This window comes from Chromobacterium sp. LK11, assembly GCF_001043705.1.
Lineage (GTDB): Bacteria > Pseudomonadota > Gammaproteobacteria > Burkholderiales > Chromobacteriaceae > Chromobacterium > Chromobacterium alkanivorans.
Genome location: NZ_LDUR01000030.1, coordinates 34,230 through 61,096 on the forward strand (window position 1 = coordinate 34,230; position 26,867 = coordinate 61,096).

Sequence of the window (26,867 nt, forward strand, 5' to 3'; positions counted from 1 at the left end):
CCTCCCGACGCGGCGCCGCCAACCATGGCGACGCCGCGCCGGACACGCCTCACGCCAGGCTCGTCCTTTGCAGCAAGCGCGCGCTACCCTCACGCGATACCCGCAAGGCGCGTTCGGCGCGCCGCCGCATGTCCCGCTCCCAAACGCGCAGGGCCGCCGCCGCCTCGGCGGCCGTGCCCGCTCCAGCCAAAGCCCGCGCCAGTTCCGCGCCGTCGCAGAGCGCGGTGTTGGCGCCCAGCCCGCCGGCCGGGCTCATCGCATGCGCCGCGTCGCCCAGCAAGGCCACCCTCTCGCCGCGCCAGACCGGCACCTCGGCGGCCATCCGGATCGGGCGCGCGCCCAGGCACTGGGGATCGCTCTGCGCGAAAACCGCCTGCAAACGCGGATGCCAGCCGCGCGTCGCCTGCAGCACCCGCGCCCGCAACGCGTCGCCGCTCAGGCGTTCGGCCGGCAAGACGCCGCCCAAGTCCTCGGCCCGCGCCACGCAGGCCCAATACCAGTAATCCGGCATCGGGCTCAGCGCCACCTCCGGCGCCAACCGCCGCGCCAGCTCGGGCAGGGGCGCGCGAAAGCGCATCGCTTCGATCACCGCCGTCAGGCCGTCGCCGAACACCACGCACACGCCCTGGCCCAGCTCCGACGTCAACGCCTCGGCCGGCAAGGCGTCCCGCGGCGTGACGCCGTAAAGCACCACGGCGCCCTCGTCCGCCGGCTCCCCGCCTGGGACCAGTTGTCGGCGCACCGTCGACGCCACCCCGTCCGCGGCGATCAGCACATCCACCTCCCGTTCGGGCTGATCCTCGAAATCCAGCAACAAGCCGCCAGGCGTTTCCCTGAAGCCGCGCAGCGCGTGGCCCCAACAAATCCGGTCTTCCAGACCGCTGGCCAGGATTTCCCGCAAGGTCTGCCGGTTGGCGCTGAGGTCCCGCTCGGCCGCGTCCTCGTCCAGCGCCGACGGCCGCCAATGCGCCGGCTTGCGTTCCGACCAGGCGCGCAGCTGCGGATCGACGAAACAATCGTCGCCGCCCAGCGAGCAGCTTTGCCGGAACAACTCGAACTGGCGCGGCGGCAAGGCCTGCCGCAGCGCCTGCTGGCCGTCGCCGTCGATGCGCAAGCGATAACCCTGCCAGCGGCTGTCCGCCGCCTGGTCGCGTTCAAACAGCGTGGCGGCGACGCCGGCGCGCGCCAGGCCCTGAGCCAGGCACAGCCCGCCCAGGCCGGCGCCGACAATGCCAATGCGTAGAGATGACATAGCTTGTCCTTTATTCGTCATTGGAAAATCCGGCTGGACCGCCGCCGCGCCGGCGGCCGGTCCCAGCCCTTGCCGACGATTGTGCGCGCCGCCGTCAAAGCTGCTATAACGCTGTTTTGCCAATAAATGGTGAAAAATGGCCAACATCGACGTCACACTGCCGGCAGACGCGCCGGACCTCAGCGAATGGACCGGCGGCCCGCCGCTGATCGCCGTGCCCGGCAACGACCAGGAAGGCAGCGACTACCGGCTGGGCAGCCGCGAATACGCGTGGCACAGCCATGCGCGCGGGCAACTGCTGTGCGTGGAAAGCGGCCTGATCCAGATCCGCACCCCGCGCGGCGCCTGGGCTCTGCCGCCGCACCGCGCCGGCTGGATTCCGCCCGGCGTGCCGCACCGGGTGCGCGTCAGCGGCGCGCTGACCGGCTGGAGCCTGCTGTTGAGCCCGGACTGGAGCCGGACGCTGAGTCCGCAGCCGCAGGTGGTGGCGATCACCGAACTGATGCGCGCCGCGGTGCGCCGCGCGGTGACGTGGACGGATTATGCGCAATGGCGGCCGGAGCAGGAACGCATCGCCGCGGTGCTGCTGGACGAGTTGCGGCAAGCGCCGCATCAGGCGCTCTGCTTGCCGATACCGGAGCATCCGCGCATCGCGGAGCTGGCCCATCGCCTGCTGACCGGGCCGGCCGGCCAACACCCGCTGGCCGACTGCGCGGACGCGGCGGCGATGTCGCCGCGCACCCTGCGCCGCCACATCCAGGCGCATACCGGCATGAGTTTTGGACAATGGCGGCAGCAGGCACTGTTGATACGCGGCATGGAAATGCTGGCGCGCGGCGTCGCCGTGGCCGAGGTGGCCGACGACTTGGGCTATGCCTCGCCCAGCAACTTCATCGCGATGTTCCGGCGCGCCTTCGGCGACTCGCCGGCGCACTTTTTCGCGCGCCAGGGGCTGGCCTGACAGGAGCTTGGCCGGGATCGGAGGGCCGAAGGCACCTGTGCCCGTTCCATCTCCGCCGCGCTTCGGGCCATGGCAATCCTGTCGCCGCTTGTCACATTGCTTTATAGTTTAAATTTCTCCAAACAAGCCGGCGCTTCCCCATGGCCTGAGTCCATTTTTTGATCAAGAAAGCACGCCTGCCCGGCCAGCCAAGCTTGATCGGCTTCCATCGAAATTCCCCATCTATTTTTACGCCGAGATAGAGCGCCAATCTCTTATGAAAGCTCTTAATGTTGACTGGCAAAATCAATCAGCAATCAAAACCTCGTTTATCTATGGAAATCAGGGCATAGCAAGCAGGCCAAGCAAATCGAACAGCGATTTCCCACTAGGAACCCATAAATGATCCGTGCCGGTAGGACCGCGTGAATTTCATCATGAAGCCATGCAAAAAAATGACATCCGCATTACAGTGCGGAACATTGATGTTTCGTACTTGAAAAACATTATTGCTTTCAGAAATTACTTATATTTCCCGGCAGCATACGCACTTACGATATTCCAATGGATATCAAGTGCTTAGTGCTTCGACCCTGGCCATTGCGGCTGTCAGCGGCCGCCGGCATTGTGTGGCTATTGGCTGGGGCGCTGCTTTTGTGCGCGATATGCATTTTGGCTATCTATCTGAATATCCAACTGAGCCGCCATGTTGCGGTCCAACGCCTATCCATGAACGAGGCGGCTTACGCCGCAAAGGCTTTTTTCAACCGCCGCGTGGAATTCCTGAAAAACCTGGAACAACCCGCCGTAGCCGGTTTAGGCCGTGTTTCAGAGGCATCCCCTCTCCCCGGCCGGATATCTGAAACGTCTCCGCGGCTCGACCAGGCGTTCTCTCTAAACGATCAACTCCAGGCGGCGAACCTGCGTGTCAACCTGCTGTTATTGCAGGGCAAGGACCAACTAAGCGCACGCAGACTGGAAAGCGGCTTTCCAATCGCGGCGGGAACGCCGGACGCGGTGCTTCGACAGCTAAGCGATCATCCGACGCCCCTGTACCAGAGCACGACGGTATGGCTGTTCGATCCACAAGATCCTCAGCGCCGCATTTACATCGCACGGCCATTCATCTTCTCTTCTTCGCGGGGGGACGGTGAACAAGCCTGGCTCGCTCTGGAGTTCCTGGGACGTGATGTGCTGGCCAGCCAGGGGCCCTTTGCAAGCTATGAGTTCGCCTTATTGGACTCCTGCGACCACGAAGTGGCCGCTTCGGCGGCCTCCTCCTCGGGGCGGGCTCAGGACATGTGGCAGCGTTTGTCCAAGGCATTGCCTATCGTGCCCAGCGCTCAGACCCGCTTCCCGCTTGGGCCTGACTGGATGCTGGCCTATCGCTATCCGGAATCCGCCCTTCTCAGCGATATGCGCCATGCCTTGATACAGTGTCTGCTCATCTTAAGCTGCGTTGTCGCCGGGCTCGTCCTAGGCTGCCTATGCGTGCTGCACAGGTTTGTGCGGCCTGCGCTGCAGCGGCTGCAACAGCATGCGGAAGCCGAAGCCTTCCTGCGCTCGGTATTCAACGCCGCCCCCGTGGCGCTTTGCGCGCTGCGAAGGCGGAATGGCCAGGCCGTGCTGGAAAACCAGTTGGCCCGCGACTGGCTGCCCGCAATCGCTCCGGACTGGAGGTCGACGGAATGGGTGGAGCGCGTCTTCCTGCGGGCGCGTCTGCAACAAGTCGGCGTCGTCAGCGAAGAACTGGCCACTCTGGATGGCCGCCATTTGTTCGCCAGCCTAGTGCCCACTCGCTACCGGGGAGAAGAGGTGCTGTTGTGCGCATTGAGCGATATCAGCTTGCGCAAACAGGCCGAGCTAGCGCTGGAGCACGCCAAGCAATTGGCCGATGCCGCCAATGAAGCCAAGACCGCGTTTATCGCCACGATGAGTCACGAAATCCGCACCCCTCTATATGGCGTGTTCGGCAATCTGGAGCTCTTCAAACACACCCGCCTTGATCCACAACAGCAAGGCTATCTGCAAGCGATCCAAAGTTCCTCCACCACTCTGCTGGGGCTGATCAATGACGTTCTGGACCTGTCCAGAATAGAGGCAGGCCAATTGCGGCTGGAGATGGAAACATTCAATCTGTTTGAACTGGTTCATGAAGTAGTGCACGGCTACGCCGCCTCCGCTCTGAACAAGGGAGTATTGATCTACGCCTGCGTCGACCCGCGCTTGGGTCAACCCTTACGGGGCGACCCGCGCAAAGTGCGGCAGATTCTGAGCAATCTCCTCAGCAATGCGGTGAAGTTCACCGACAACGGCCGCATCGTCATGCGCTGCGGCCTGGTCAATGGAAACCATGGCAGCATCCAAGCCTCCATCCAGATCGCGGATACCGGCATCGGCATTGCCGCAGAAGACCAGGCCTCTTTGTTCAAGCTGTTTTTCCAGGTAGGCGAAGGTCGCCGCAGGGCCAACGGCACCGGCCTGGGCCTACCGATCTGTCAGCAACTGGCCACCTTGATGGGAGGCGACGTCACCGTAGTAAGCGAACCGGGCCTGGGCAGCAGTTTCACTCTGTGGCTGCCGCTGAAACCTCTGGAAGAGAACTGTTCGCGACAGCGGCTCCTGACTCAGCAAGCCATCTACATCAGCGCGCCGGTGCGGGAACTGGCCGACAGTCTATGCGACTGGCTGAACTTTCTCGGCGGCAGGGCTCTGACTTGCGCAACGGAAGAACTCCCGCGAGACCAGCTGTGCGTGGAAGTACGCTTGGACATTGATCCGCAGCGGCGAGCCAACTGGCCCGGCGTGCGGATATGGCATGGCGATGAATCCTCGCGCGCTACGGCGGAATGGATCTCCTTATATGCTCCAACCGTGATCTTGGACACCGTGCTCTCTACGCTGGGACTCGCCGCCAGTCCTGCCGTAGGGACAGGCTCCGCGACGCTGGGCAGCTTGAACCTCAGAGTCTTGGCGGTGGAAGACAATGACATCAACCGTATGGTTTTAAAGGAACAGCTGGAAACCTTGGGTTGCCGCGTACAGTTGGCCACCGATGGCCAGGAAGCGCTGCAGCGCTGGAATGTCCACGAATTTGATCTGGTGCTGACGGACATCAGCATGCCGCGGATGGACGGCAGGGAGTTGGCGCGCCGGATCCACCTGCAAGCGCCTGGCTTTTTGGTGGTGGGGACCACGGCCAGCACCTTGAAAGAAGAGGCCCAGCTTGCGCGCGAGGCCGGAATGGCCGCGGTGATCATCAAGCCGGTAAGCCTGTCCAAGCTGTTTCGATGCTTAGGCTCATTGAGGCAGAGGAGGGAGTACGGCGAACTTTCCACCCCTGGCTACCTCTCTTCCAATGACGTTGTCTAAGCCCAAGGCTCGGCGCCACCTGTAGCGGCGCACTGAAGCTCGGCTCATGGCTTCGCTCACTCCAGCGCCAAAACGCTTGGCTGGAATCCCTTGCATGACTTTAGGATGCCACTCGGTCGGCACAATGACGCACGCAAACAGGGTGATGACCGGCTGACACCGTCGGAATTTGCGAGCCCATCCAGGAGTAAATCCGCGCAAGGTGTGTAAATGAAACGGAGTCATGGAAAATAATACGCAATCCATCGGTAAATTGATCAGAACATCCTTACGGCTCAATGTGAGTCTGATCTTGGTCCTGTCCTTGGTTCTGCTCGCCTTGACCGCCAGCTATTGGGCCGCGACCTTGCTGCTGGATGAAAAAGAGAATATGGCGCAGGTGCACTTCAAATGCATTGCCGATGGGATTAGGGAACATGAGGCCTTTCTAAGCCGCGGCGCGCGGCGCAACTCCGACATCATGGGCAAGCGGCTAGGCAAACTGTTGGACACGACGCGCACCCCGATCGCGCGGACGGGCGATTACATCATGGTGGAGGGACGCAGCTCCCCATACTCCATGCCGTTTACCTTGGGCTACCGGATAGATCAGTGGCCGGAATCCCCAAACGGCCTGTATGCCCTGGGAGCCTTAAGTGCGGATTACTACAGCACCTACTGGTCACTGGCCAAAACCGACGCCCCCCAAAGCTTTCTGCTCGCTTTGGATGATGTAACCAGCTTGGCGGTGCCAACGGTGGACAATACGGTTGCCGACATGACGCTGACGCACACCCATTTCCCCGTGATCACCACCGCCATCCGTCAGTTTTTGCTGCAGCAGCGGCATGACACCACCAAGGTAAAATGGATAAGCGGCAAAGACCTGGGCGGCCTCGCCCCAAACACTCTTTTTGCCTATATTCCGGCCTATATCAGCGAGAGGTTTTGGGAAAACGGCAGCCGCGCCCGAGTGATGGCGGTTTCAACGCTGGATATCCAAAATGTTTGCTGGGGCGGCGCCAGCAAACGCCGGGTATTTGACGATATCAGTCTGATTGCTCCCGATGGACGAGTACTGCTGGGCGGAACCTATCCGCGGTCGACGTTAAAGGCGGGGCTGAACTTTAGCCGAGATGGCCTGCTGTTTTATTTTCCCTCCCAGAGCAGTCCGACGTGGTCCGCAGTCTATCTAGTGAAATACAGTCGTTTACTCGCTCTGACCAGCTGGCACGCGCAAGTCTTTATGATCAGCGTGCTATTGCTGGCTCTCAGCGGCTTGCTGGCGGTGCGCTGGTATCGGCTTCGCGTACTGGCTCCGGCGCAAGCCTCGCACCAAGCGGTGCTGGAAAGCGAAGCCTTCAATCGCGTCGTCACGCAAACGGCGCCAACCGCCTTGTTTGTTCTGGAGCTGCCTCTCCTCCAGCCTTTGGTGGTCAACCCCCTTGCTTTGGAATGGTTCGATCGAGAGCGGGATTACCCGCAGCTGATATCGTTCTGGCGCGAAATCATAGACGAGAAAGACGTTTCCAAACGCACCGCCTGCCTGCGCATAGGGGAACGCTATCTGCAAGCCAGCTTTGCGCCTGCCCGCCACCGTGGCAAGAACGCCATCTTGTGCTCTTTCAGCGATATCTCTCATTACAAGGCCAGCTCAATGGCGCTGGAAGCGGCGAAGCGAACCTCGGATAGCGCGAATGAAGCCAAAACCCACTTTCTGACCACCATCAGCCATGAAATTCGCACGCCGCTGTACGGCCTGCTGGGCACGATAGAAATGCTTGACATGACGCCGTTAAGCCCTCGCCAGCGTGCTTACTTGAGCACCATGCAAGACTCTTCTTCGCTCTTGCTGCAATTGATCAGCAATGTCTTGGACGTTTCCAAGATTGAGTCCGGGCAGATGGCGCTGAAGCCGCAGCCATTTTCCCCGGTCGGCCTTTCCGAGGAGGTGGTGCGCGCTTTTGCCGCCATGGCCAAAAGCAAAAGGCTACGGCTGTATGCCAATCTCGATGAGGACACCCCGGAACTGGTATTGGGAGACGTCACGCGCATCCGCCAGATTTTAAATAACCTGCTCAGCAACAGTATCAAGTTCACCGAATCCGGCTGGATTGTGCTGCGCCTGAAAGCCACTGCCGCGCCAGACGGCTGCGTCAATTTAGCCTGGCAAGTGACCGACACCGGCATTGGCATCACTCAGGAACAGCAAACCAGGCTGTTTGAGCCCTTCTATCAAGCTCAAGCCCTGCCTGGCTTAATTGCGGGAACAGGACTGGGCTTATCGATCTGCCAGCAACTCAGCCAATTGATGGGGGGATCGCTCCGAGTCGTCAGCGACCTGGGGCTGGGCAGCAGCTTCACTCTGTCGCTGGAACTGAAGCAACAGGCGCCGGCCCCCGCGATCACGGAGTACCCGCTGAACCAAACGACCGTGCTGCTGCGCGCCCATCTGAAAGAACAGGGCGAAAGCCTGATGCGCTGGCTGACCCGGCAGGGCGCCAGCACTCGCTGGCTGAGCCCGGCGGAGCCGGCGCCGGAAGACTCCGGCTTGATTTTATTGGACCTGGATCCCGCGGAGACATGGCCTAGAAACCCTCTCAGCACCCACGTCGTGGCCACACCGGAGGGACCGCTGCAGGCGCAACTGCACAGCGATGGCTGGGTGGTGAACATCCATCATCTCAAGGGCATCCTGCAAGCGGTATGGCTGGCAAAGCATGGCCTGCCCGGCGAAGCCCAACCGGAGTCGGTCGCCGACACTTCCGCGCTGGGATTGAACGTCTTAGTCGCCGAGGACAACCCTATCAACCAGCTCATCTTGAAAGAACAGCTGGAGTTGCTGGGTTGTCGCACCCGTGTCGTCGACAATGGCCACGAAGCCTTGAAACACTGGAATATGTGTCCGTACGATCTAGTCATGACCGACGTCAACATGCCGCTGATGAATGGATACGAACTGGCCGCAGCCCTGCGGAGCCAAGGCGTGGACATCCCCATCATCGGCGTCACAGCGAACGCCATGAGGGTTGAAGAAGAAGCTTGTCTGCGTGCCGGCATGGATGCCTGGTTGGTTAAGCCCATCAATTTACACGGCTTGCGCACCGCATTAACGCGGCTAAGCCCGAAAACATTAGAAAAGCCCGCTCCGCAGCATGCGCAAGCAATCTCCATCCATGATGACTTGCTGGTGCCCATTGCGATGCGCGAGCTCTTTCTGCGCACCATGCGCGCGGACTTGGAAATACTGTATGCGGCTTCAATGGCCAGAAAACCGCATAAAGTCGCCACCATCTTGCACCGCATTAACGGCGCCCTAGCCGTAGTCAACGCGCAGACACTAATGACGGCCGGCCAGGCTTTGGAAATACAACTCGCAGACCTGTATGAATTAAATGATGAGGACGTCTCCGCATTGGAACAATTTCATAAACGCCTGGAAGCTGCTTTGCAGCCGCTCGCAACGTCCTAAACCATAGCGGCCAATAAAAATTTCAATAATCTTGAAACCTAGATCATTGATTAGTGGATAGGCATTGAAATCAAATTTACTGGAAACACCATGAGCAAAATAAAAGTATTGATCGCCGATGACCACCCTATCGTTCTGATGGGCATTCGTGACGAAGTGGAACGCAATACCCTGCTGGAAGTGGTGGGAGAAGCGCATAACTCCACTGAGTTGGTAGAAACTCTGATGGATTTACGGCAAAAAAATGAATTGCCTCACATAGTCATAGCCGATTACAGCATGCCTGGCGACACCAGCTACGGAGATGGCATGAAACTGGTAGAGTACTTGCTGCGTCATTTCTCCAGTGCCAGGCTCATCATTTATACCATGGTGTCCAACCACTTGATCGTTTCAAGCCTACAAGATCTCGGTGTGGCCGCAGTGGTGCTGAAAAGCCAACCGCTATCAGAATTACGCCGCACGCTGGAGCAAGTGGTAAATAGGGGAGCGATTTCACCTATTCCCAATAGGGAAAATATTGCTGAGGATAAACGAGGCAGCAAGGTGGAAAAATTATCCGCCAGAGAGTTTGAAGTTTTACGTCACTTCGTGGCGGGCATGACCCTGAACCAAATAGCGAAAATGCTAAGTCGAAGCGAAAAAACCATCAGCGCTCAAAAAGTTTCCGGCATGAGAAAGCTGGGCGCTCGCAGTGATCAGGATTTGATCACGCTCTGCGTGGAAATGGGGCTGTTCCGCTGAAATATGCGCCTCTGGGGCAAAGGCCTGCCGGAACGCGCCGGAGACTATGGAACGGAAGGATCGGCTTGATGGATAAGGCCCGAAGGCAGCGGGCGCGGACCATGCTCCCCAAAGGCTTCCGTTGCAGAACCGCGCCGGCAGGACTGGCCGCGTGCATCGTGCGAGCCGGGGTTCCACCGCCAGCGGCGGCGGTCCGGTCAAACACGCCGCTCACCCGCCCACCCAGTACGCCTCGCGCCAACCGGCCCGCTGTGGTCGTCACCAGCCCGGCCATCACCATCATCATGCTTGCCTCCTCCCTCTACTTCCATTCCACGCGCACAAGCACGTCAACGCTCTAGTCCACGCCCGGCCGCCCGCGCATTGCCCACTCTTGGGCGGCGCGGCCGGCCCTTGGCCCCCCGCTGTTGAGGCGCGGCAGCCCCCCAAGTTGAAGCACGCAGTCGTTGGATCGCGACGCTTTCCTTTTACTTTTTCTATTAAGAAATTCCTTATTCTGCGCCCGGAAACCGGACTTTAAGAAACGCCTTATTCAACAGGCCGTAACCTCTATTGATAATGCTGCTTACTGATCGGCGGATGTTTCTGCCATTGGCGGCAGGCCGTGGCTTGATGCAGCGGCGTGTCTAACGGGCAGTGGTCAGAAAACATGGTCACGGCTGTGATTCAACTTATTAAGTGCGGAGTGTTTTATGAATAAACTGGCAATCATTGTTTCTTTGGCCTTGGGCGTGGGCATGACCACCCAGGCGTTTGCCGCCAACCGTGGTGAAATCGTATTCAAAGGCAGCGTGGCCACCAGCACTTGCCTGATCGATGGTCAGGAAGACGGCTACAAAGTAGTGGACTTCAACAACCTGACGCCTGATCAAATCCCTACCGCCGGCAGCGCTGAAGTGCCGTTCAGCCTGACCGTTTCCGGCCAGTCCGATGTGTGCAACGCCTCCCGCGTGCAGATCGCCTTCAACCCCAATAACCAGAACGTGAACAAAGAAACCGGCCGCTTGAAGCTGAGCGGACCGAGCGCGGCGTCCAACCTGGAAATCGAACTGTACAAGGGCTCCGGCGGCAGCGCGGTCAAGATCCCTCTGGGCTCCACCAATAGCGCGGACATGCCGAGCGCTGCCTTGTCGCCCGATGTTCCGACAACGGGTCCCGCCGTGCAGCGCTCCGCCAACATCCCGCTGTCGGCCAAGCTCCAGCGCGTCAACTCCGGCACCGTGCCGGGCAGCGGCGCGGTATTCAGCCAGATCGACTATGTGCTGGCCTACCAGTAATCGGCGCATTTATCTGACTGTCAGCTAGGGAGGAGCGGCCATGGCATGGATGGCGCGCAAGTATGCGGGAATGGCGGCTGTGTGTGCTATGGCGGCTTTGTGCTGGGCGAGCGCCGCGGAAGCGGCTCTCGTGATCCGGGGAACGCGGATCATTTATCCCGCCCAAGAGCGGGAGGTCAGCATCCAACTGGAGAACAAGGGCAAGGACCCTATCCTGGTGCAGTCCTGGCTGGATTTGGGCGACGCCACCGTCGCGCCCAGCGATATCCAGGTGCCCTTCACCCTGTCGCCGCCGATTGTCCGCCTGGACGGCGACAAGCGCCAAGTCGTGCGCATGGTGTACAGCGGGGACGCCTTGCCGCCAGACCGCGAATCGGTGTTCTGGATCAACTTCCTGGAAGTGCCGCCCAAGGCGGCAGGGGCCAACTACCTGCAGTTTACCTACCGCACACGGCTGAAAGTGTTTTTCCGGCCCCCGGCTTTGGCCGGCGAACCCGCTCTGGCGCCGCAAAAAATGCAATGGCGAGTGGTGGCGGAAAACGGCCAGCGCTATCTGGAAGCGCGGAATCCCACGCCGTTCTTCGTCTCCCTGTTCCAGGCCAAGCTGGCGGCGGACGGCGCCAAGCCGGTTGAGGTGGCGGTCGACATGGTCAAGCCTTTCTCCTCCGAGCGATTTTTAATCAAACGGCAAGCTCACGCCTTCAAAACCGGGGCCTTGCTGCAGTTTCAGGCCGTCAGCGACTTTGGCGGAACCATAGACGCGGAAACGCGGCTGCAATAAGCCCAGCGCGTCCGTTCCCAAGACTTCCATCCCCAACCGCCGACAAGGGCATGCTCTTGCCGCGGCGGCACAGCGCAATTACGAGGCAATTCATGATTGGCTTGAGCGTAAGCGACAAAGCCCGGGCGCGTGCGCCCAAAGCCAAGCCCCTGGCTTGGTGGGCAGTGGGTGTGTTCGGCGGCGTGCTGGCCGGCGCGGCATCCTCCGGCAATGCGACCGGCAATGCGGGCGCGGCCGATTTGCCCGATGCGGCGGAAGCCCACGGCGCCGCGCTGGCCGCGACCCAGCCGCCCGCCGCCGCCCAAGCCTTGAACGAAACGCGCGGCCTGGTGTTCGACTCCGCCTATCTGTTTACCGGGGCGGGCGGGCCGCCGCCGGATCTCAGCCGCTTCGAACAGGAAGGCAAGACGCCGCCAGGCACCTACCGTCTGGAAATCAGCGTCAACGGTCGCTGGCAGGGCATGGAGGACATCGAATTCGCCGAAGCGGCCCCCGGGGCGGGCGCGCGCCCCTGCTTCCGCCGGGAGCAGCTGGAGCGGCTGGGCATTGATATGGACAAGGCCGCGCGCGGCCAAAGCGGATCGGGCGAGTCCAAGCCCATGCCGGACGCCTTGTTCTGCGGCGATCTGGCGCAATACGTCCAGGGCGCCAGCGTCAACGTCGACATGGCCGAACAGAAACTGTCCTTGCAAGTGCCGGCCATCTTCGTGCATTTCGCCTCCGCCAGCACCTATGTCGGGCCGGAAAAATGGGAAAGCGGCGTCACCGCCGGCCTGCTCAACTACAGCGCCAACCTGTACAGCAGCGAAAGCCAAGGCAAGCGCTCCAACAGCGGCTACCTCGGCCTCAACGGCGGCCTGAACCTCGGCGCGTGGCGCTTGCGTCACAACGGCTCCCTGTCCTGGGGGACCGGCCGCGCCGCCCGCTATCAAAGCGGGTCGGTCTATCTGCAAACCGACGTGCCGGCTTGGCGCTCGCAGCTGGTGTTGGGCGAAGCCGCCAGCAGCGGCGAGTTGTTCGACAGCCTGTCCTTCCGCGGCGTCCAGCTCAGCAGCGACGAACGCATGATGCCGGACACCCAGCGCAATTACGCGCCGGTGATCCAAGGCACGGCCAGAACCAACGCCAAAGTCAGCGTGAGTCAGCGCGGCTATCTGATCTACGAAACCACCGTGGCGCCCGGCGCCTTCACCATCAGCGACCTGCAGGCCAGCGGCGAGGGCGGCGACCTGTTGGTCAAAGTCACCGAGGCCGACGGCCAGGAATACACCAGCGTGGTGCCCTACGCCGCGACGCCGCAGCTGTTGCGCGGCGGAGTCCAGCGATACAGCCTGATCGCCGGCCAGGTCAAACAGCCTGGCCTGAGCGACGACCCGCTGTTCGCCCAAGCCATTTACCAGCGCGGCCTGGACGGCATGTGGACGGCTTACGCCGGCGCGGTGGCCTCCCGAGGTTACGCATCGGGACTGTTTGGCGTGGCGGCCAATACCAGCGTCGGCGCCTTCGCCGCCGACCTGACCCGAGCCGAAAGCCGGCTGTCCGGCGACCGCCGCGTTCAGGGCAACAGCCTGCGGCTGTCGTACAGCAAAAAACTGGCCAGCACCGGCACCAACTTCTCGCTGCTGGCTTATCGCTACTCCACCTCCGGCTATCTGAGCCTGATCGAACGCATTGTCGCGGAAGACCAGTACCAGCGGCGGCAGGCGCTGGACGCGATAGCGCGCCAGCGTCATCGCTTCGACGTCAACGTCAACCAGCAACTGGGCGGCGGCTCCTTGTACGCCAACGGCTCCATGCAACAGTTTTGGGGCAGCGCCAGCAAGGAGGTCAACTTCTCGGTGGGCTACGGCGGCAGCGTAGGCTCCGTCAGCTACACCCTGTCCGCCCAACGCACCCGCAACCTGGCCCAGGGCCTGACCGCCCAGGAGCGCAGCCGGACCACCTATGCGCTCAATTTGAGCGTCCCCCTCGGCGACAGCCGACGCTTGCCCACGCTCAACGGCTTCCTCTCCCATGACTCCGACAGCGGCATGCAGGCCACGACCAGCCTGGCCGGCACGCTGGGCGACGACAATCGCGGCAGTTACTCCGTATCCGCCAGCCATTCGGAACGCGGCGGCGGCGGCGGCAGCGCCGGCCTGGGTTATCAGCTGCCTTATACGCTGCTGAACGCCAGCGTCAGCGCGGGCCGCGGCTACAGCCAGTATTCCGCCAGCGCCGCCGGTGCCCTGGTGGCGCATCCCGGCGGCGTGACCCTGGCACAGACACTGGGAGAAACCCTGGCGATAGTGCGAGTGCCGGATGCGGAAGGCGCCATGGTCGGCTCCACTCGGGCGCGGGTCGACGCTCGCGGCTACGCCGTGGTGCCCAGCCTGACGCCTTATCACCTCAACACCATAGAAGTGAATCCCAAGGGCATGCCGCTGGACGTGGAGCTGAAGCAGTCCGCCGGCAAAGGCCTGGCCCCGCGCGCCGGCTCCGTGGTGATGCTGTCCTACGCCACCGAAGTGGCGCGCGCCACCCTGATAGACAGCCGGATGCCGGACGACAAGCCATTGCCCTTCGGCGCCGCCGCGCGCAACGCCCGGGGCAACAACGTCGGCGTGGTCGGACAAGGCGGCCGCCTCTTCGCCAAAGGCTTGGAGCCCAACGGCTGGCTCATCGTCGAATGGGGCGCCGCGCCGGAACAGCAATGCCGCATCGACTATCAATTGCCGGAAAAACGCGCCGGTCGCCAACAGCGTTACGACATGCTCAGCGCCCCCTGCCTGCCGCGGACGCAGGCGGCGGCATCCCAATCCCAGACCTCGCCATCACGATAAACCGACACGCCGATGAAGACCCGACCCCTCCTCTCGTCCCGCGCTCCGGTGTTGAGCCGTCGCGCCCACAGCCTGCTGCTGGCGGCCGGCCTCGGCCTGGCCTGGAGCGTTCCCGGCCTGGCGCAGCGGCCGGACGCCGGCCAGTCCTTGCGCGACATCGAATCGGCGCGGCCGCAGCTGCTGCCTACCCCGGCTCCGCAGCTGGAGTTGACGCCGCCGGCCGCCGAATCCCCGGCCGTCCAGGACGCCGGCCCGCGCCTGCTGGTGACCGGTTTCCGCTTCAGCGGCAACAGCGTGTTCTCTCAAGACACGCTGGCCCGGCAGTTGCAAGCGCTGTCCGGCCAGGAACTCAGCCTGGCCGAACTGCGCGCCGCCGCCGACAGCATCACGCGCTTCTATCAGCAACATGGCTATCTGCTGGCCCAAGCCTATCTGCCGCCTCAGGACATCGAAGACGGCTGGGTGCGCATCGACATCAGGGAAGGCCGTTACGGCCAAGTGACGCTGGACAACGCCTCCGCCGTGCGCGACCAAGTGCTGCAAGCGCCGCTGCGCCCTTTGGCGGGGCAACTGGTGGAGCGCGACGCGCTAGACGGCGCGCTCTTGCGCTTGAACGACCTGCCCGGCGTCAAGGTGCGTTCCACCCTGCGGCCGGGCACCCAAGCCGGCAGCTCGGACCTGCTGGTGCAGGCGCAGCCCGGAGAACGGCTGGGCGGCGGCGTCGAGCTCGACAACTACGGCAGTAAGTACACCGGCGAATACCGGCTGGGCGGCAACCTCAACCTCAACAACCCGCTGGCGCTGGGCGATCAGCTCAGCCTGCGGGCAATGGGCAGCGACGGCCGCCAGCAATACCAGCGCCTGTCCTATCAACTGCCGGTCGGCCCCTGGCTGACGCGGGCGGGCGCCGCTTACTCGAATATGGAATACCGGCTGGGACGGGACTTCACCGATCTGGAAGCCCATGGCAACGCCCGCATCCAGAGCGGATTTCTTTCCCAAGCGCTGTGGCGCGGCCGGGACGCCAGCGTCTACGCCCAACTGATGTATGACGACAAGCGGCTCAAAGACGACATCGACCTGCTTGGCAGCCGCGGCGCCAAACGCGTGCGCCTATGGACCGCCATGCTCAGCGCCAACGGTCAGGACGGCTGGGGCGGCGGCGGCATCAGCCAGGCTTCGCTGGCTTATGGCCACGGCCGGCTCGGCATCGACGACCCGAAAGCGCGGCAAGCCGACCGACTGACCGCCGACACCCAAGGCCATTTCGGCAAGCTCAGCCTCAGCGCCATCCGGCTGCAACGACTCAGCCAGCGCTTCAGCCTCTACGCCCAATTCAACGCCCAATGGGCGAACCGCAACCTGGACTCCTCGGAAAAAATCAGCCTGGGCGGCCCGTACGCGGTGCGCGCCTACCCGGCTGGCGACGCCAGCGGCGACCAAGGCTGGATCGGCAACCTGGAGCTGCGCTACGCCGCCTGGCCCGGCGTGGAAACCGCCTGGTTTTACGACTATGGCCAAACCCGCGCCAACAAGCGCGATTGGGGCCATCGCAACCCCGTCCTGAGCCGCGCCGCGGCCGGACTGGGCCTGAACTGGCTGCACGACAGCCTGAGACTGAATGTGAGCGCGGCCTGGCGCGTCGGCGACGACGGCGGCCAGGACACGCGCAACCCCGCTATCTGGGCGCAGGCGACCTGGCAACTGTGACGTCGTCGCGCTGGATACACCCTCCCTGACACGGGAGCCCGCATTTCGCTTATCAACAAGATGGAGTTGTCATGAATAAGAATTACGCTCTGATTTGGAATTCCCTGCGCCAGTGCTGGAGCGTTGGCAGCGAGCTAAGCCGCGCGCGCGGCAAACCGGGCAGCGGCAGCCGCCTGCTGGCACGCAGCCTGCCGGTTCTGGCCCTGCTGCTGACGGCCCACGTCCAGGCGGCCGGCTTGCCGGACGGCGGCGCCATCAAGGCCGGCAGCGGCAACATCCAGGTGTTCGACAACGGCAAGCAAATGTCCATCAATCAGTCCAGCGACAAACTGGCGATAGACTGGAACAGCTTCAACATCGGCAACGGCAATAAAGTCACTTTCAACCAGCCCAACAGCGCCTCCATCGCCCTCAATCGCGTGGTGGGCGTGGACGGCAGCAACATCATGGGGCAGTTGAGCGCCAACGGCCGCGTATTCCTGGTCAACCCCAACGGCGTGCTGTTCGGCAAAACCGCGCAAGTCAACGTGGGCGGCCTGGTCGCCTCCACCCAGGACCTCTCGGTTGAACGCTTCATGGCCGGCAACTACCGTTTTGAAGGCAATTCCGCCGCCGAAGTCTCCAACCAGGGCACCTTGGCCGCCCAAGGAGGCGGCGCGGTGGCGCTGCTGGGCGCGCGCGTCAGCAATACCGGCGTGATCCAGGCCAATCTGGGCAAAGTGGCCTTGGCCGGCGGCAACGCCTTCACCTTGAACTTCGACGGCTCCGGCCTGGTGAACCTGCAAGTGGAAGAAGCGGCGGTGAACGCCCAAGTGCACAACGGCAACCTACTGCGCGCCGACGGCGGAGAAGTGCTGATGACGGCCCGCGCCAGCGAAAACTTCCTGCGCAACGTGGTCAACAACACCGGCGTGATCGAAGCCCGCACCCTGCAAAACCGCGCCGGCAAGATCGTGCTGGACGCCGGCGACAATCAACGCGTCAACGTGGCCGGCACGCTGAACGCCAGCGCTCAGGGCAGCTTCCTGGGCGACGGCGGCCAAATCGAAGTCAAAGGCAAGGCCGTGACCGTTGCGCTGGCCACCAACGTCACCACCGCCGCCAGCAACGGCCGCACCGGCAGCTGGAAAGTCAGCGCCGAGCAGCTGGACCTCAGCCCCGCCGCGTCTTCCCCGATGTCCAGCGGCCTCTACAGCGACACCGTTTCCCGCAACCTGGCCAACACCAATATCGAACTGGTCAGCACCCAGGGCGATCTCAACGCCAACGGCAAGATCAACTGGTCCAGCGGCAACAAGCTGACGCTGCGCTCCGACCGGCAAAACGTCAATCTGAACGCCGACCTCAGCGCCAGCGGCGCCGGCGCCGCGGCGGAGTTGACCGCCAAACAGCAGGTCATGCTCAACGCCAATCTCAGCCTCAGCGGCGCCGGCGCCTCGCTGGCGCTCAACCACGAAGACACCACCGGACAAGGCCGCGTGGTCGCCGCCGGCAAGCGCGTCACCCTGTCCGGCAAGGGCGCCGGCTTCGAATCCAACGGCAAGCGTTACACCGTGATCCAGGACGTGGCCCAACTGCAAGCCGTCAACACCAATCTGAACGGCCTCTATGTGCTGGGCAACGCCGTCGACGGTTATAACCGCGTGTTCAACTCCATCGGCGGCAACGGCGGCGCGGCGTTCTCCGGCGTGTTCGACGGCCTGGGCAACAACATCACCCGTCTGAACATCCAGAACGCCGGGCCGGCGCTGGGCTTGTTCGCCAACAACGCCGGCGTCATCGGCAACGTCAACCTGATCAACAGCTCCGTAACCGGCTACGCCAACTACACCGGCCGCGTCGAGATCGGCAGCCTGGTGGGCCGCAACACCGGCACCGTCCATAACGCCACCAGCAACGCCACCGTCAACGCCTACGGCAGCCCGATGAACATCGTCGGCGGCCTGATCGGCGCCAATACCGGCGACGTGTTCAACTCCGCCTATACCGGCAACGTCTACGGCAACGGCTACACCCAAGTGCTGGGCGGCCTGGTGGGCGAAAACCGCGGCCTCATTAACGCCTCCCAAACCAATGCCCGCGTGTACGCCTACTACATGCCGCGCAATGAAATCGGCAGCGGCGGCGTGGGCGGCCTGGTGGGCCTCAACAACGGCGGCCAGATCATCGGCTCCAGCGCGGCCGGCTCTATCGACGCCCGCGCCGGCGTCAATGTCGGCGGCCTGGTGGGCTACGCCAAAGGCGGCCTGATTTCCGACTCCCAAGCCAGCAACAGCGTATACGCCACCTACGACAGTCGCATCGGCGGCCTGGTGGGTCACAACGAAGGCGGGCAGATCGTGAAATCCAGCGCCAGCGGCAAGATCACCGGCGTGGGCAGCTCCGCCATCGGCGGCCTGGTGGGCCTCAACCAACGCGGAGAGCTGGAAGACGTCAGCGCCACCGGCGCGGTGAACGACTCCTCCGGCGCCAGCCTGGGCGGCCTGATCGGCACCAACAACGGCGGCAACATCCGCACCGCGGAAGCGCGCGGCGCGGTGACCGGCGGCCACAACAGCCGCGTGGGCGGCCTGATAGGCAGCAACAACAGCGGCAACGTCAGCTATGCGCGCGCCAGCGGCAAAGTCAGCGGCGGGGTCAACAGCCAAGTGGGCGGCCTGGTGGGCTACAACGGCGGCAACCTGGAGTCCGTGGACGCTTCCGGCGACGTTTCCGGCGGCAACACCAGCCGCGTGGGCGGCCTGGTGGGCGTCAACAGCAATAGCGAAAACGCCGGCCGCATCACCACCGCCCAAGCCACCGGCAATGTCCGCGGCGAATACCGCAGCATCGTCGGCGGGCTGGTAGGCCTCAACCAGAGCGAAATCCAGAGCTCCGTGGCCAGCGGCGCGGTCAGCGGCGGCGTGGAAAGCATCCTGGGCGGACTGGTGGGCATGAACGAAGACGGCGGCACCGTCGACTACTCCACCGCCACCAGCAAGGTCAACTTCGTCAATGGCTGGCGCCAGACCTATGGCGGCCTGGTGGGTTGGAACTACGGCCTGATGCGCGCCAATGAGGTGATGGGCAACGCGCTGCTGGTGCCGTTGTACGGCGTCAACCAGGGCACCATCTCGTCTTACTACTACTTCTAAGCTCCGCCCGGCCGCCGGCCTGTCCGGTGGCCGCTTGACCAGGCTGTAATCCGGTTCGCGCCGCCTCCGCTGGAGCGGCGCGGATCGTCATCCGTTCCCAAGGAAGGAAAAATGGCCCACGCAATCCGCTCCACTCCACCAGCGCGGCTGATCCGGCGCGCATGCGCGGCCTGCCTGGCCGCCCTTTTGCTGGTCCATGGCGCCTCGGCCCACGCGGCGGCGGCCGCGCGCCACTGCACCCTAGCCAACACCACGCCCGGCCCCTGGAATGGCCTGAGCGGCAACACCATCACCATTACCGCCGACACCCCGCCGGGCACCGTGCTGGCCAAGCGCGGCATTGCCGTGCGCGGTGAATATCAAGGCCAGATCGGCGGACCGGACATCGTGCGCATCCATGGCGCCTGGACCAACGGCAATGGCGGCCAGCTTGGGCCCCATGAAACCATTCCCACCAATATCGCCGGCATCGGTTTGCGCTGGAGCTACCGGGCAGGCAACGGAGAGCCCTCACTGCCGTACGACCCCACGATGGAACGCGTGTTGACCTCGAAACCCGCCGAACGTACGACAGGCGGAACATTCGACACCCTAACCTTGCAGCTGTATCAGGAGCTGATCTTGACCGGTCCCACGCCGGGCGGCACCGTGGGCAACGTGCCCGGCACCAACGCCTCCTTCTACATTGACGCCACCCGCAACGGCAACGTAACCGGAAACGATTGTTACCAGCAGGCCTCTTTTGGCGAGCTGTTGAACATCAACGTGCCCGTGGCCAACACCTGCGAACTGCAGACCGCCAACGTCATCGTCCCGATGGGACAGTACACCCCAGCGGACTTCCCCTCCCTGGGCCAGCCATCCACCCGAGCGCCCCGGCAACTCTCGCTGCAACTGAGCAAATGCGCGGCGCAGGCCCGGCCCAAGATTCAATTCAGCGACGCCAATCAACCCGGCAATAGCAGCCGGCTGCTCAGCATCAACGCCAACGCAGAAGAGGGCATCACGGCGGCCAAAGGGCTGGGGCTGCAACTAAGCCGGAGTTTGGCCGGTACAGAAAGCGACCTCATCACTTTCGGGCCGGAAAGCGGCGGCGGCGCCCCCAGCTTCGACATGGGACCGCCCCTGGACGGGATGGTCAGCATGCCGCTGTACGCCAACTATGTGCGCACCGGCAACGTCACCGCCGGCCATGCCAACGCCAAAGCCGTCTTCATCATCACCTATCCCTAAACGCGACCGGCCCCTGGCCGCCCATGCTCCGCGCCATGGCCTTGATCCAAGGCGAGCGGAGCATCGACGGTCCATACCCATCAGCCAACCAAGGCGCGAGACAAGGTTGCGAACACGGCAGCCCTGCCGGGTCAGGCTTTCAGTACGATAAGCGGAATAGTTTTAGAGCCGCGAACAAAACCGCGCCGCGTACCTGAGCCAAGGCGCGCCGACGCAGACAGTACCAGCAGTGGTACGACAAGGAGGCGCAACGCAGGATCAGGGGTTTTGTTAGCGGGTCTTGGGTGAGGAGGCGCCGGAAACACAATGCCGGGCTTTATCAGTGGGCCGTTTGGCCAAGACAGGCTTCCGACCGCATGGTGTGACCGGCACCCCATGCTGGCCGCACTTGGGAACCATAAGCCGACCGCACGCAAAATTCTGCGCAAGCTCGGCTCATGGCAAACAGAAACGGCGGGAATTCACCCGCCGTGTACGATAGCGCCTCAGCTAGCCTTGCCTGCCGGAATCTGCTGGGTTATGCAGTGAATATTGCCGCCACCCAGTAGTACCTCGCGTGCCGGGACGCCGACAATTCGGTACTCAGGGAAGATCTCCTGCAGCCGGCTGGCTGCCGTGGCATCGGTACGCTCATCAAGCAGCGGGAAAATAATCTGTCCGTTGCTGATCAGGAAATTGACATAAGAAGCGGCCATGCGCTCGCCAACCTCACGCGGCACGGCCTGCCCGCTCGCCACCACGCCAGCCGTTTCATCCTGCTCATAGAACAAGGGGCCCGGAGCCAGCATCTTGTGGATCTTGAGCTGGCGGCCCTTGGCGTCGCGCGCTTTGGACAGCGCTTCGTAGGCGGCCTGCGAACGCGGATACTGCGGATCCTGCTCATCGTCGACCCAGTGCAGCACAACCTCCCCTGGACGGGCAAAGCAGCACATATTGTCGATGTGACCGTCGGTTTCATCCATGAACACGCCTTCCGGCAGCCAGATGAAGTGCGTCACATTCAGATACTCGGAAAGCAAGGCCTCAATCTGGGTTTGGGACAAATCCGGATTGCGATTGGGATTGAGCAGACATTCCGCGGTGGTGAGCAGCGTACCTTCACCATCGACATGAATCGAGCCGCCTTCCAGCACCAGCGGAGCCAGGTAGCGGTCAAAGCCATGGTGGGCCAACACCTGGCTCGCAACTTCACTATCCTGATCCCAAGGATGGTACAGCCCGCCATTGAAGCCGCCCCAGGCATTGAACTTCCAGTCCACGCCACGCAGATGGCCCGCCTGATCAATCACCATGGTCGGTCCGCTGTCGCGCATCCAGCAGTCATCGCTATTCATTGCCACCAGGGAGACTTCGGACGGCATGACGGCGCGCGCCTGTGACATGAACGGTTCCGGCACGGCCATAAACACAGGCGTGGCCGCCGAAATGGCTTTGGCGATGGCAGCAAAGGTCTGTTGCGCCTCGCGTCCGGCATGACGCCAGTTATCCGGGCGCTGCGGCCAGATCATCCATACCGCCTGATGCTCTGCCCACTCGGCCGGCATGTGAAAACCATCGGCGGCAGGTAGACTGTTAGTGTGCGTTTTACTGTTCATTTTGATCACCATCGACTTGATAAATGCCATCAGAAGTATTCAATAGATCGTGCAGTTGCGGATGACAGACTCGGCACGTCTCCCGATCTGCGCGATATGGAAGCTCGACCAATGCACATTCGCCGGGCGGATCAGCCTTCTCGAACGGCAGATTTCCTCTGCCATGAACGACGAAGTGATTGACAGACGCAGTCTATGGAGAGCCAAACTATTCAGCAAATGAACAATACGAATACTTTCATAAATACGGTGAATAGTGTGAAACTGCATCAACTGGATCTGAACCTGCTGCTGGCACTGGATGCCCTGATCAGTCTGCGCAGTGTCACACGGGCGGCAGAGAAGCTGTTTGTCAGCCAGCCTGCGATGAGCCACTCGCTCAATCGCTTGCGGACATTCTTCGACGACCCGCTGCTGGTGCGCTCGCCGCATGGCATGCTGCCGACACAAAAAGCGCTCTATCTGCAACAGGGCGTCCATCAGGCGCTCAGCCTGCTGCAAAGCCATTTCAGCCAGCCGGAGGCCTTTGACCCGGCAACATCGGTGCGTCGCTTCACCCTGTGCACCACGGATTATGTAGAGTGCGTGCTGATTCCGCCCCTGGTGAAAAAACTGGCGGAGGCCGCGCCTAACGTTCATATCGACATCACCATCCTGCGGGAAGACATTCCGGAACTGGCGCTTGCCGACGGTGAAATCGACTTCCTGCTGGGTTTTGACGAATACATGTCCATCCCCAGCTATCTGTGCCGGGAAACCTGGCTGAAGGAGCCGCTGATCGGCATCTTGCGCCATGACCACCCTCTCCAGAGCGATAGGCTGACACTACCGGATCTGATTGCCTTGCCGCATGTCTTCCACGCGCCGCTAGGCAATCAGGAGTCGCCAATGGATGATTTTCTTGCCGAGCGCGGCTTGCAGCGCAAGATTTCGGTGCACAGCCAAAGCTATATGGCTGCAGCCGCCATTGTCAGCAACACCGATCATTTGTTTATCCTGCCTAAGAAAGTAGCGGCGATGATAGCGGGCTACTGGCCGTTGAAAATGGTTGCGCTGCCGGAAGAACTGCCAGGCTATCACCTTAACTGCATCTGGCACCCAGTACAGGATAGTAATCCTGCGCTGCACTGGCTGCGCGATTTGATGCGCAAGCTCATCGAATCCGATGATGCGGCGCACAACATGACGCCGCCCCGGTATTCGCCGCATGAATAAGTACATCAAAATGAATCATTTTCCCGCATGACGCTATCTCTTGTAGATTAGCCGCCATATTGCAGAACAACCCATGCGTGCGCCGGCTACCGTGCGGCATGACCCGCCTGTGCATGCAGGAAACGGTCACCCCGATCGGGGTGAAATCCGTCTTATTAGTGGAGGTAGTAGCATGATCGAGGTGACCGAGCTATCCATTGCCGAGCTGCGCGCAGCGCTCGAATCCGGGCGTTCGACAGCGGTTGAACTGGTCAAGGCCTATCTGGCGCGGATAGAGGCCTACGATGGCCCCGCGACGGAGACCAGGCTCAATGCGGTGGTGGTGCGTAATCCGGATGCTATCAAGGAGGCCGAGGCGTCCGATGCCCGTCGCGCCCGTGGCGAAACACTGAGCCCGCTGGACGGCATCCCCTATACCGCCAAGGACAGCTATCTGGTGAAGGGGCTGACCGCCGCTTCAGGCAGCCCGGCGTTCAAGGATCTGGTCGCCCAACACGATGCCTTCACCATAGCGCGCCTGCGCGCAGCCGGTGCCATCTGCCTAGGCAAGACCAATATGCCGCCCATGGCCAATGGCGGCATGCAGCGCGGCTGCTACGGCCGCGCCGAAAGCCCCTACAACGCCAACTACCTGACCGCGCCGTTTGCCTCCGGCTCTTCCAATGGCGCCGGCAGCGCTACGGCCGCCAGCTTCGCCGCCTTCGGCATGGCCGAGGAGACCTGGTCGAGTGGCCGCGGCCCGGCCTCGAACAATGGCCTGTGCGCCTATACGCCATCTCGCGGGGTCATCTCGGTACGCGGCAACTGGCCGTTGACACCGACCATGGACGTTGTCGTGCCGTACGCCCGTACCATGGCAGACTTGCTCGAAGTGCTCGACGTCATCGTCGCCGACGACCCGATTAGCCGTGGCGACCTATGGCGCCTGCAGCCCTGGGTGGAGATTCCCAAAGCCTCGGCGGTCCGGCCAGATTCCTATTCCGACCTGCTGGCTCAGCCCGAGATACTCAAAGGCAAGCGCTTTGGCATACCACGCATGTACATCAACAAGGACGAACTGGCCGGCACCAGCGAGGCGCCTGGCATCGGCGGCCCCACCGGACAGCGCATCCATACCCGCGCGTCGGTGATCGATCTCTGGGACGCGGCCCGTCAGGCACTGGAAGCCGCCGGAGCAGAAGTCATCGAAGTGGATTTTCCGCTGGTTTCCAACTGTGAAGGCGATCGTCCCGGCGCGCCCACCGTATTCAACCGCGGCATCGTCTCAGCCGAGTTCCTCAATGACGAGCTGTGGGAGCTGTCCGGTTGGGCGTTCGATGAGTTCCTGCGCGCCAACGGCGACCCCAAGCTCAACAAACTGGCTGACGTGGATGGTCCGAAGATCTTCCCGCACGATCCGGGCACCTTGCCAAACCGCGAAGGAGACCTGGCCGCCGGCATGGACGAGTACGTCAACATGGCCAAGCGGGGCCTCAAGTCCTATGACCGGATTGAAAGCGTGCCGGATGGTCTGCGTGGTCTGGAACAGACCCGCAAGCTGGATCTGGAAGACTGGATGGATCAGCTAAAGCTGGACGCGGTGCTGTTTCCCACCGTGGCCGACGTCGGCCCGGCAGATGCGGACGTCAATCCGCGCTCCGCCGACATCGCCTGGAGCAACGGCGTCTGGGTAGCCAATGGCAACCTCGCCATCCGTCATCTTGGCGTCCCGACTGTTACCGTACCGATGGGAGTGATGGCTGATATCGGCATGCCGGTGGGGCTGACTTTTGCGGGGCGTGCCTATGATGACAACACCCTGCTGCGCTTCGCTGGCGCCTTTGAAGCCACCGGCAACAAGCGCCTGATCCCGCCGCGCACACCACCGCTAGGTCAATGAGTACCCGCTAGGGCGGACCAGGACGGGTGTTCAGCCAGTAGTAGTGGCTTGGAAGCTATCATTGCTTTCCTTGGATGACCGCCCTGGCCGAACCTTCGTCCATTAGAACCTGTTTACGACCTGCTGCGCGTCGGCGATACGGCGTTGAAACCGAGCTCAAAATGCTCATGTACCACGAGTACATTCCGCTTTTTCGCTCGTTTTCGCCTTGTCTCGCCTTAGCTCGCGAGATCGTAAACACATTCTTAGAGAGTGGCGCTGGACGACGACTTCAAAATAAGCACACCATAGCAACGACAAACCCGCCGTTCGGCGGGTTTGCATGGATAGTGATACGCAGGCATGGACCTTATGCCGATGCTTACGAACTCCCTCGTGCCTGTTGCACGCAGGAAAAACAAGGAGGGGGAATTGGTGGACCGAAGGAGGATCGAACTCCCGACCTCTGCATTGCGAACGCAGCGCTCTCCCAGCTGAGCTATCGGCCCAAATCGACAGCCATCATATGACAAGGGCCTTGCACTTGCCAAGCCCGACCCCACGGCTCCCGGCCAAGCTGGCGCATCCTCGCCACAACTCGCCGTTTCAATGGCATGGCCGCGCTCGGCGGGACTACACTGCTCCGGTCTATCCCAACATCATCGCCGGAGATTTCCATGCTGCGCATCCTGGGCCGCACCAGTTCCATCAATGTCCGCAAAGTGCTGTGGACCTGTCATGAAATCGGCATCGACTACCAACGCGAAGACTGGGGCCGCGGCTTCCAGCCGGCCAGCAGCCCGGAATTTCTGGCGCTCAACCCCAATGCGCTGATTCCGGCGGTGGTGGACGACGGCCTGGTGCTGTGGGAATCCAACACCATCTGCCGTTACCTGGCCGACTCGCGCCGGGCCAGCCACTTGCTGCCCACCGATCCGCGCAGCCGCGCCCAGGTGGAAAAATGGATGGACTGGCAGGCCACCGAGCTGAACAGCTCCTGGGGCTACGCCTTCCACGGCCTCAGCCGCCACAGCCCGGAACATCAGGACCCGGCGCTGATCCAGGCCAGCATTCAACAGTGGGGCCACTATATGGCCATTCTGGACCGCCAACTGGCTGCGCAGGATACGCCCTATATCTGCGGCGACGATTTCACCCTGGCCGACATCGTGCTCGGCCTGTCCATCCACCGCTGGCAGCTGACGCCTTTCGACAAGCCGGAGCTGTCGCATGCGCACGCCTATTATCAGCGCCTGATTCAACGGCCGGGGTTTGTGACGCATGGCAGTATCGGCGTAGCTTAACAATGGAAAAAGCCCGGCAAAGCCGGGCTTCTCACTTCTCAGAACGTGTTTACGATCTCGCGAGCTAAGGCGAGACAAGGCGAAAACGGCTGAGAAAGCGGAATGTACACACGGTACATGAGCATTTCGAAGGCGTTTTCAACGCCGTATCGCCAACGCGCAGCAGATCGTAAACAGGT

At 62.3% G+C, this 26,867-nt stretch carries 15 protein-coding genes and 1 tRNA gene; 13 read left to right on the forward strand and 3 right to left on the reverse strand.

What is annotated here, in order from left to right:
- Nucleotides 1-49: 49 nt before the first annotated feature.
- Nucleotides 50-1,252, reverse strand: a complete 1,203-nt coding sequence (locus VK98_RS18160; RefSeq protein WP_048415387.1) for an NAD(P)/FAD-dependent oxidoreductase — start codon at nucleotides 1,250-1,252, stop codon at nucleotides 50-52.
- Between the two features lie 136 nt (nucleotides 1,253-1,388).
- On the opposite strand from VK98_RS18160, the gene VK98_RS18165 reads away from it, so the two are divergent.
- From VK98_RS18165 to VK98_RS18210, 10 genes are all read left to right on the forward strand, one after another.
- Nucleotides 1,389-2,213: a helix-turn-helix transcriptional regulator gene (locus VK98_RS18165; RefSeq protein WP_048415388.1), complete on the forward strand. Its 825-nt coding sequence runs from the start codon at nucleotides 1,389-1,391 to the stop codon at nucleotides 2,211-2,213.
- A 543-nt stretch (nucleotides 2,214-2,756) separates the two neighbouring features.
- On the forward strand, nucleotides 2,757-5,564 hold the full coding sequence (locus VK98_RS24455; protein WP_082159124.1) for an ATP-binding protein: 2,808 nt from the start codon (nucleotides 2,757-2,759) through the stop codon (nucleotides 5,562-5,564).
- A gap of 223 nt (nucleotides 5,565-5,787) precedes the next feature.
- Entirely contained in the window at nucleotides 5,788-9,015 is a 3,228-nt protein-coding gene (locus tag VK98_RS18175; RefSeq protein WP_048415389.1) for a hybrid sensor histidine kinase/response regulator, read from the forward strand.
- Nucleotides 9,016-9,105: 90 nt separating this feature from the next.
- Entirely contained in the window at nucleotides 9,106-9,759 is a 654-nt protein-coding gene (locus VK98_RS18180) for a LuxR C-terminal-related transcriptional regulator (RefSeq protein ID WP_048415390.1), read from the forward strand.
- 692 nt (nucleotides 9,760-10,451) lie between these two features.
- On the forward strand, nucleotides 10,452-11,036 hold the full coding sequence (locus VK98_RS18185; protein ID WP_048415391.1) for a fimbrial protein: 585 nt from the start codon (nucleotides 10,452-10,454) through the stop codon (nucleotides 11,034-11,036).
- A gap of 130 nt (nucleotides 11,037-11,166) precedes the next feature.
- Nucleotides 11,167-11,817, forward strand: coding sequence for a fimbria/pilus periplasmic chaperone (locus VK98_RS18190; RefSeq protein WP_197083096.1), 651 nt, complete (start codon nucleotides 11,167-11,169; stop codon nucleotides 11,815-11,817).
- Between the two features lie 92 nt (nucleotides 11,818-11,909).
- On the forward strand, nucleotides 11,910-14,639 hold the full coding sequence (locus tag VK98_RS18195; RefSeq protein WP_082159126.1) for a fimbria/pilus outer membrane usher protein: 2,730 nt from the start codon (nucleotides 11,910-11,912) through the stop codon (nucleotides 14,637-14,639).
- Between the two features lie 12 nt (nucleotides 14,640-14,651).
- On the forward strand, nucleotides 14,652-16,349 hold the full coding sequence (locus tag VK98_RS18200; protein WP_048415392.1) for a ShlB/FhaC/HecB family hemolysin secretion/activation protein: 1,698 nt from the start codon (nucleotides 14,652-14,654) through the stop codon (nucleotides 16,347-16,349).
- Between the two features lie 71 nt (nucleotides 16,350-16,420).
- Nucleotides 16,421-19,483: a GLUG motif-containing protein gene (locus VK98_RS18205; protein ID WP_048415393.1), complete on the forward strand. Its 3,063-nt coding sequence runs from the start codon at nucleotides 16,421-16,423 to the stop codon at nucleotides 19,481-19,483.
- A 111-nt stretch (nucleotides 19,484-19,594) separates the two neighbouring features.
- Nucleotides 19,595-20,716 (forward strand): fimbrial protein, encoded by a 1,122-nt coding sequence (locus VK98_RS18210; RefSeq protein ID WP_082159127.1) that lies wholly within the window; start codon nucleotides 19,595-19,597, stop codon nucleotides 20,714-20,716.
- 485 nt (nucleotides 20,717-21,201) lie between these two features.
- On the opposite strand, the gene aguA is transcribed toward VK98_RS18210, so the two are convergent.
- Nucleotides 21,202-22,341: an agmatine deiminase gene (gene aguA, locus VK98_RS18215; protein WP_231589319.1), complete on the reverse strand. Its 1,140-nt coding sequence runs from the start codon at nucleotides 22,339-22,341 to the stop codon at nucleotides 21,202-21,204.
- Between the two features lie 228 nt (nucleotides 22,342-22,569).
- Here aguA and VK98_RS18220 point away from each other — a divergent pair, with 228 nt between their 5' ends.
- Together VK98_RS18220 and VK98_RS18225 are read left to right on the forward strand one after the other, a co-directional pair.
- Entirely contained in the window at nucleotides 22,570-23,526 is a 957-nt protein-coding gene (locus VK98_RS18220; RefSeq protein WP_048415395.1) for a LysR family transcriptional regulator, read from the forward strand.
- 172 nt (nucleotides 23,527-23,698) lie between these two features.
- Nucleotides 23,699-25,405, forward strand: coding sequence for an amidase (locus VK98_RS18225; protein WP_048415396.1), 1,707 nt, complete (start codon nucleotides 23,699-23,701; stop codon nucleotides 25,403-25,405).
- 412 nt (nucleotides 25,406-25,817) lie between these two features.
- Here the strand turns inward: VK98_RS18225 and VK98_RS18230 are convergent.
- Nucleotides 25,818-25,893 (reverse strand) — tRNA-Ala (locus VK98_RS18230).
- A gap of 168 nt (nucleotides 25,894-26,061) precedes the next feature.
- Between VK98_RS18230 and VK98_RS18235 the strand changes: the two genes are divergently transcribed.
- Nucleotides 26,062-26,688: a glutathione S-transferase family protein gene (locus VK98_RS18235; protein WP_048415397.1), complete on the forward strand. Its 627-nt coding sequence runs from the start codon at nucleotides 26,062-26,064 to the stop codon at nucleotides 26,686-26,688.
- Nucleotides 26,689-26,867 lie beyond the last annotated feature (179 nt).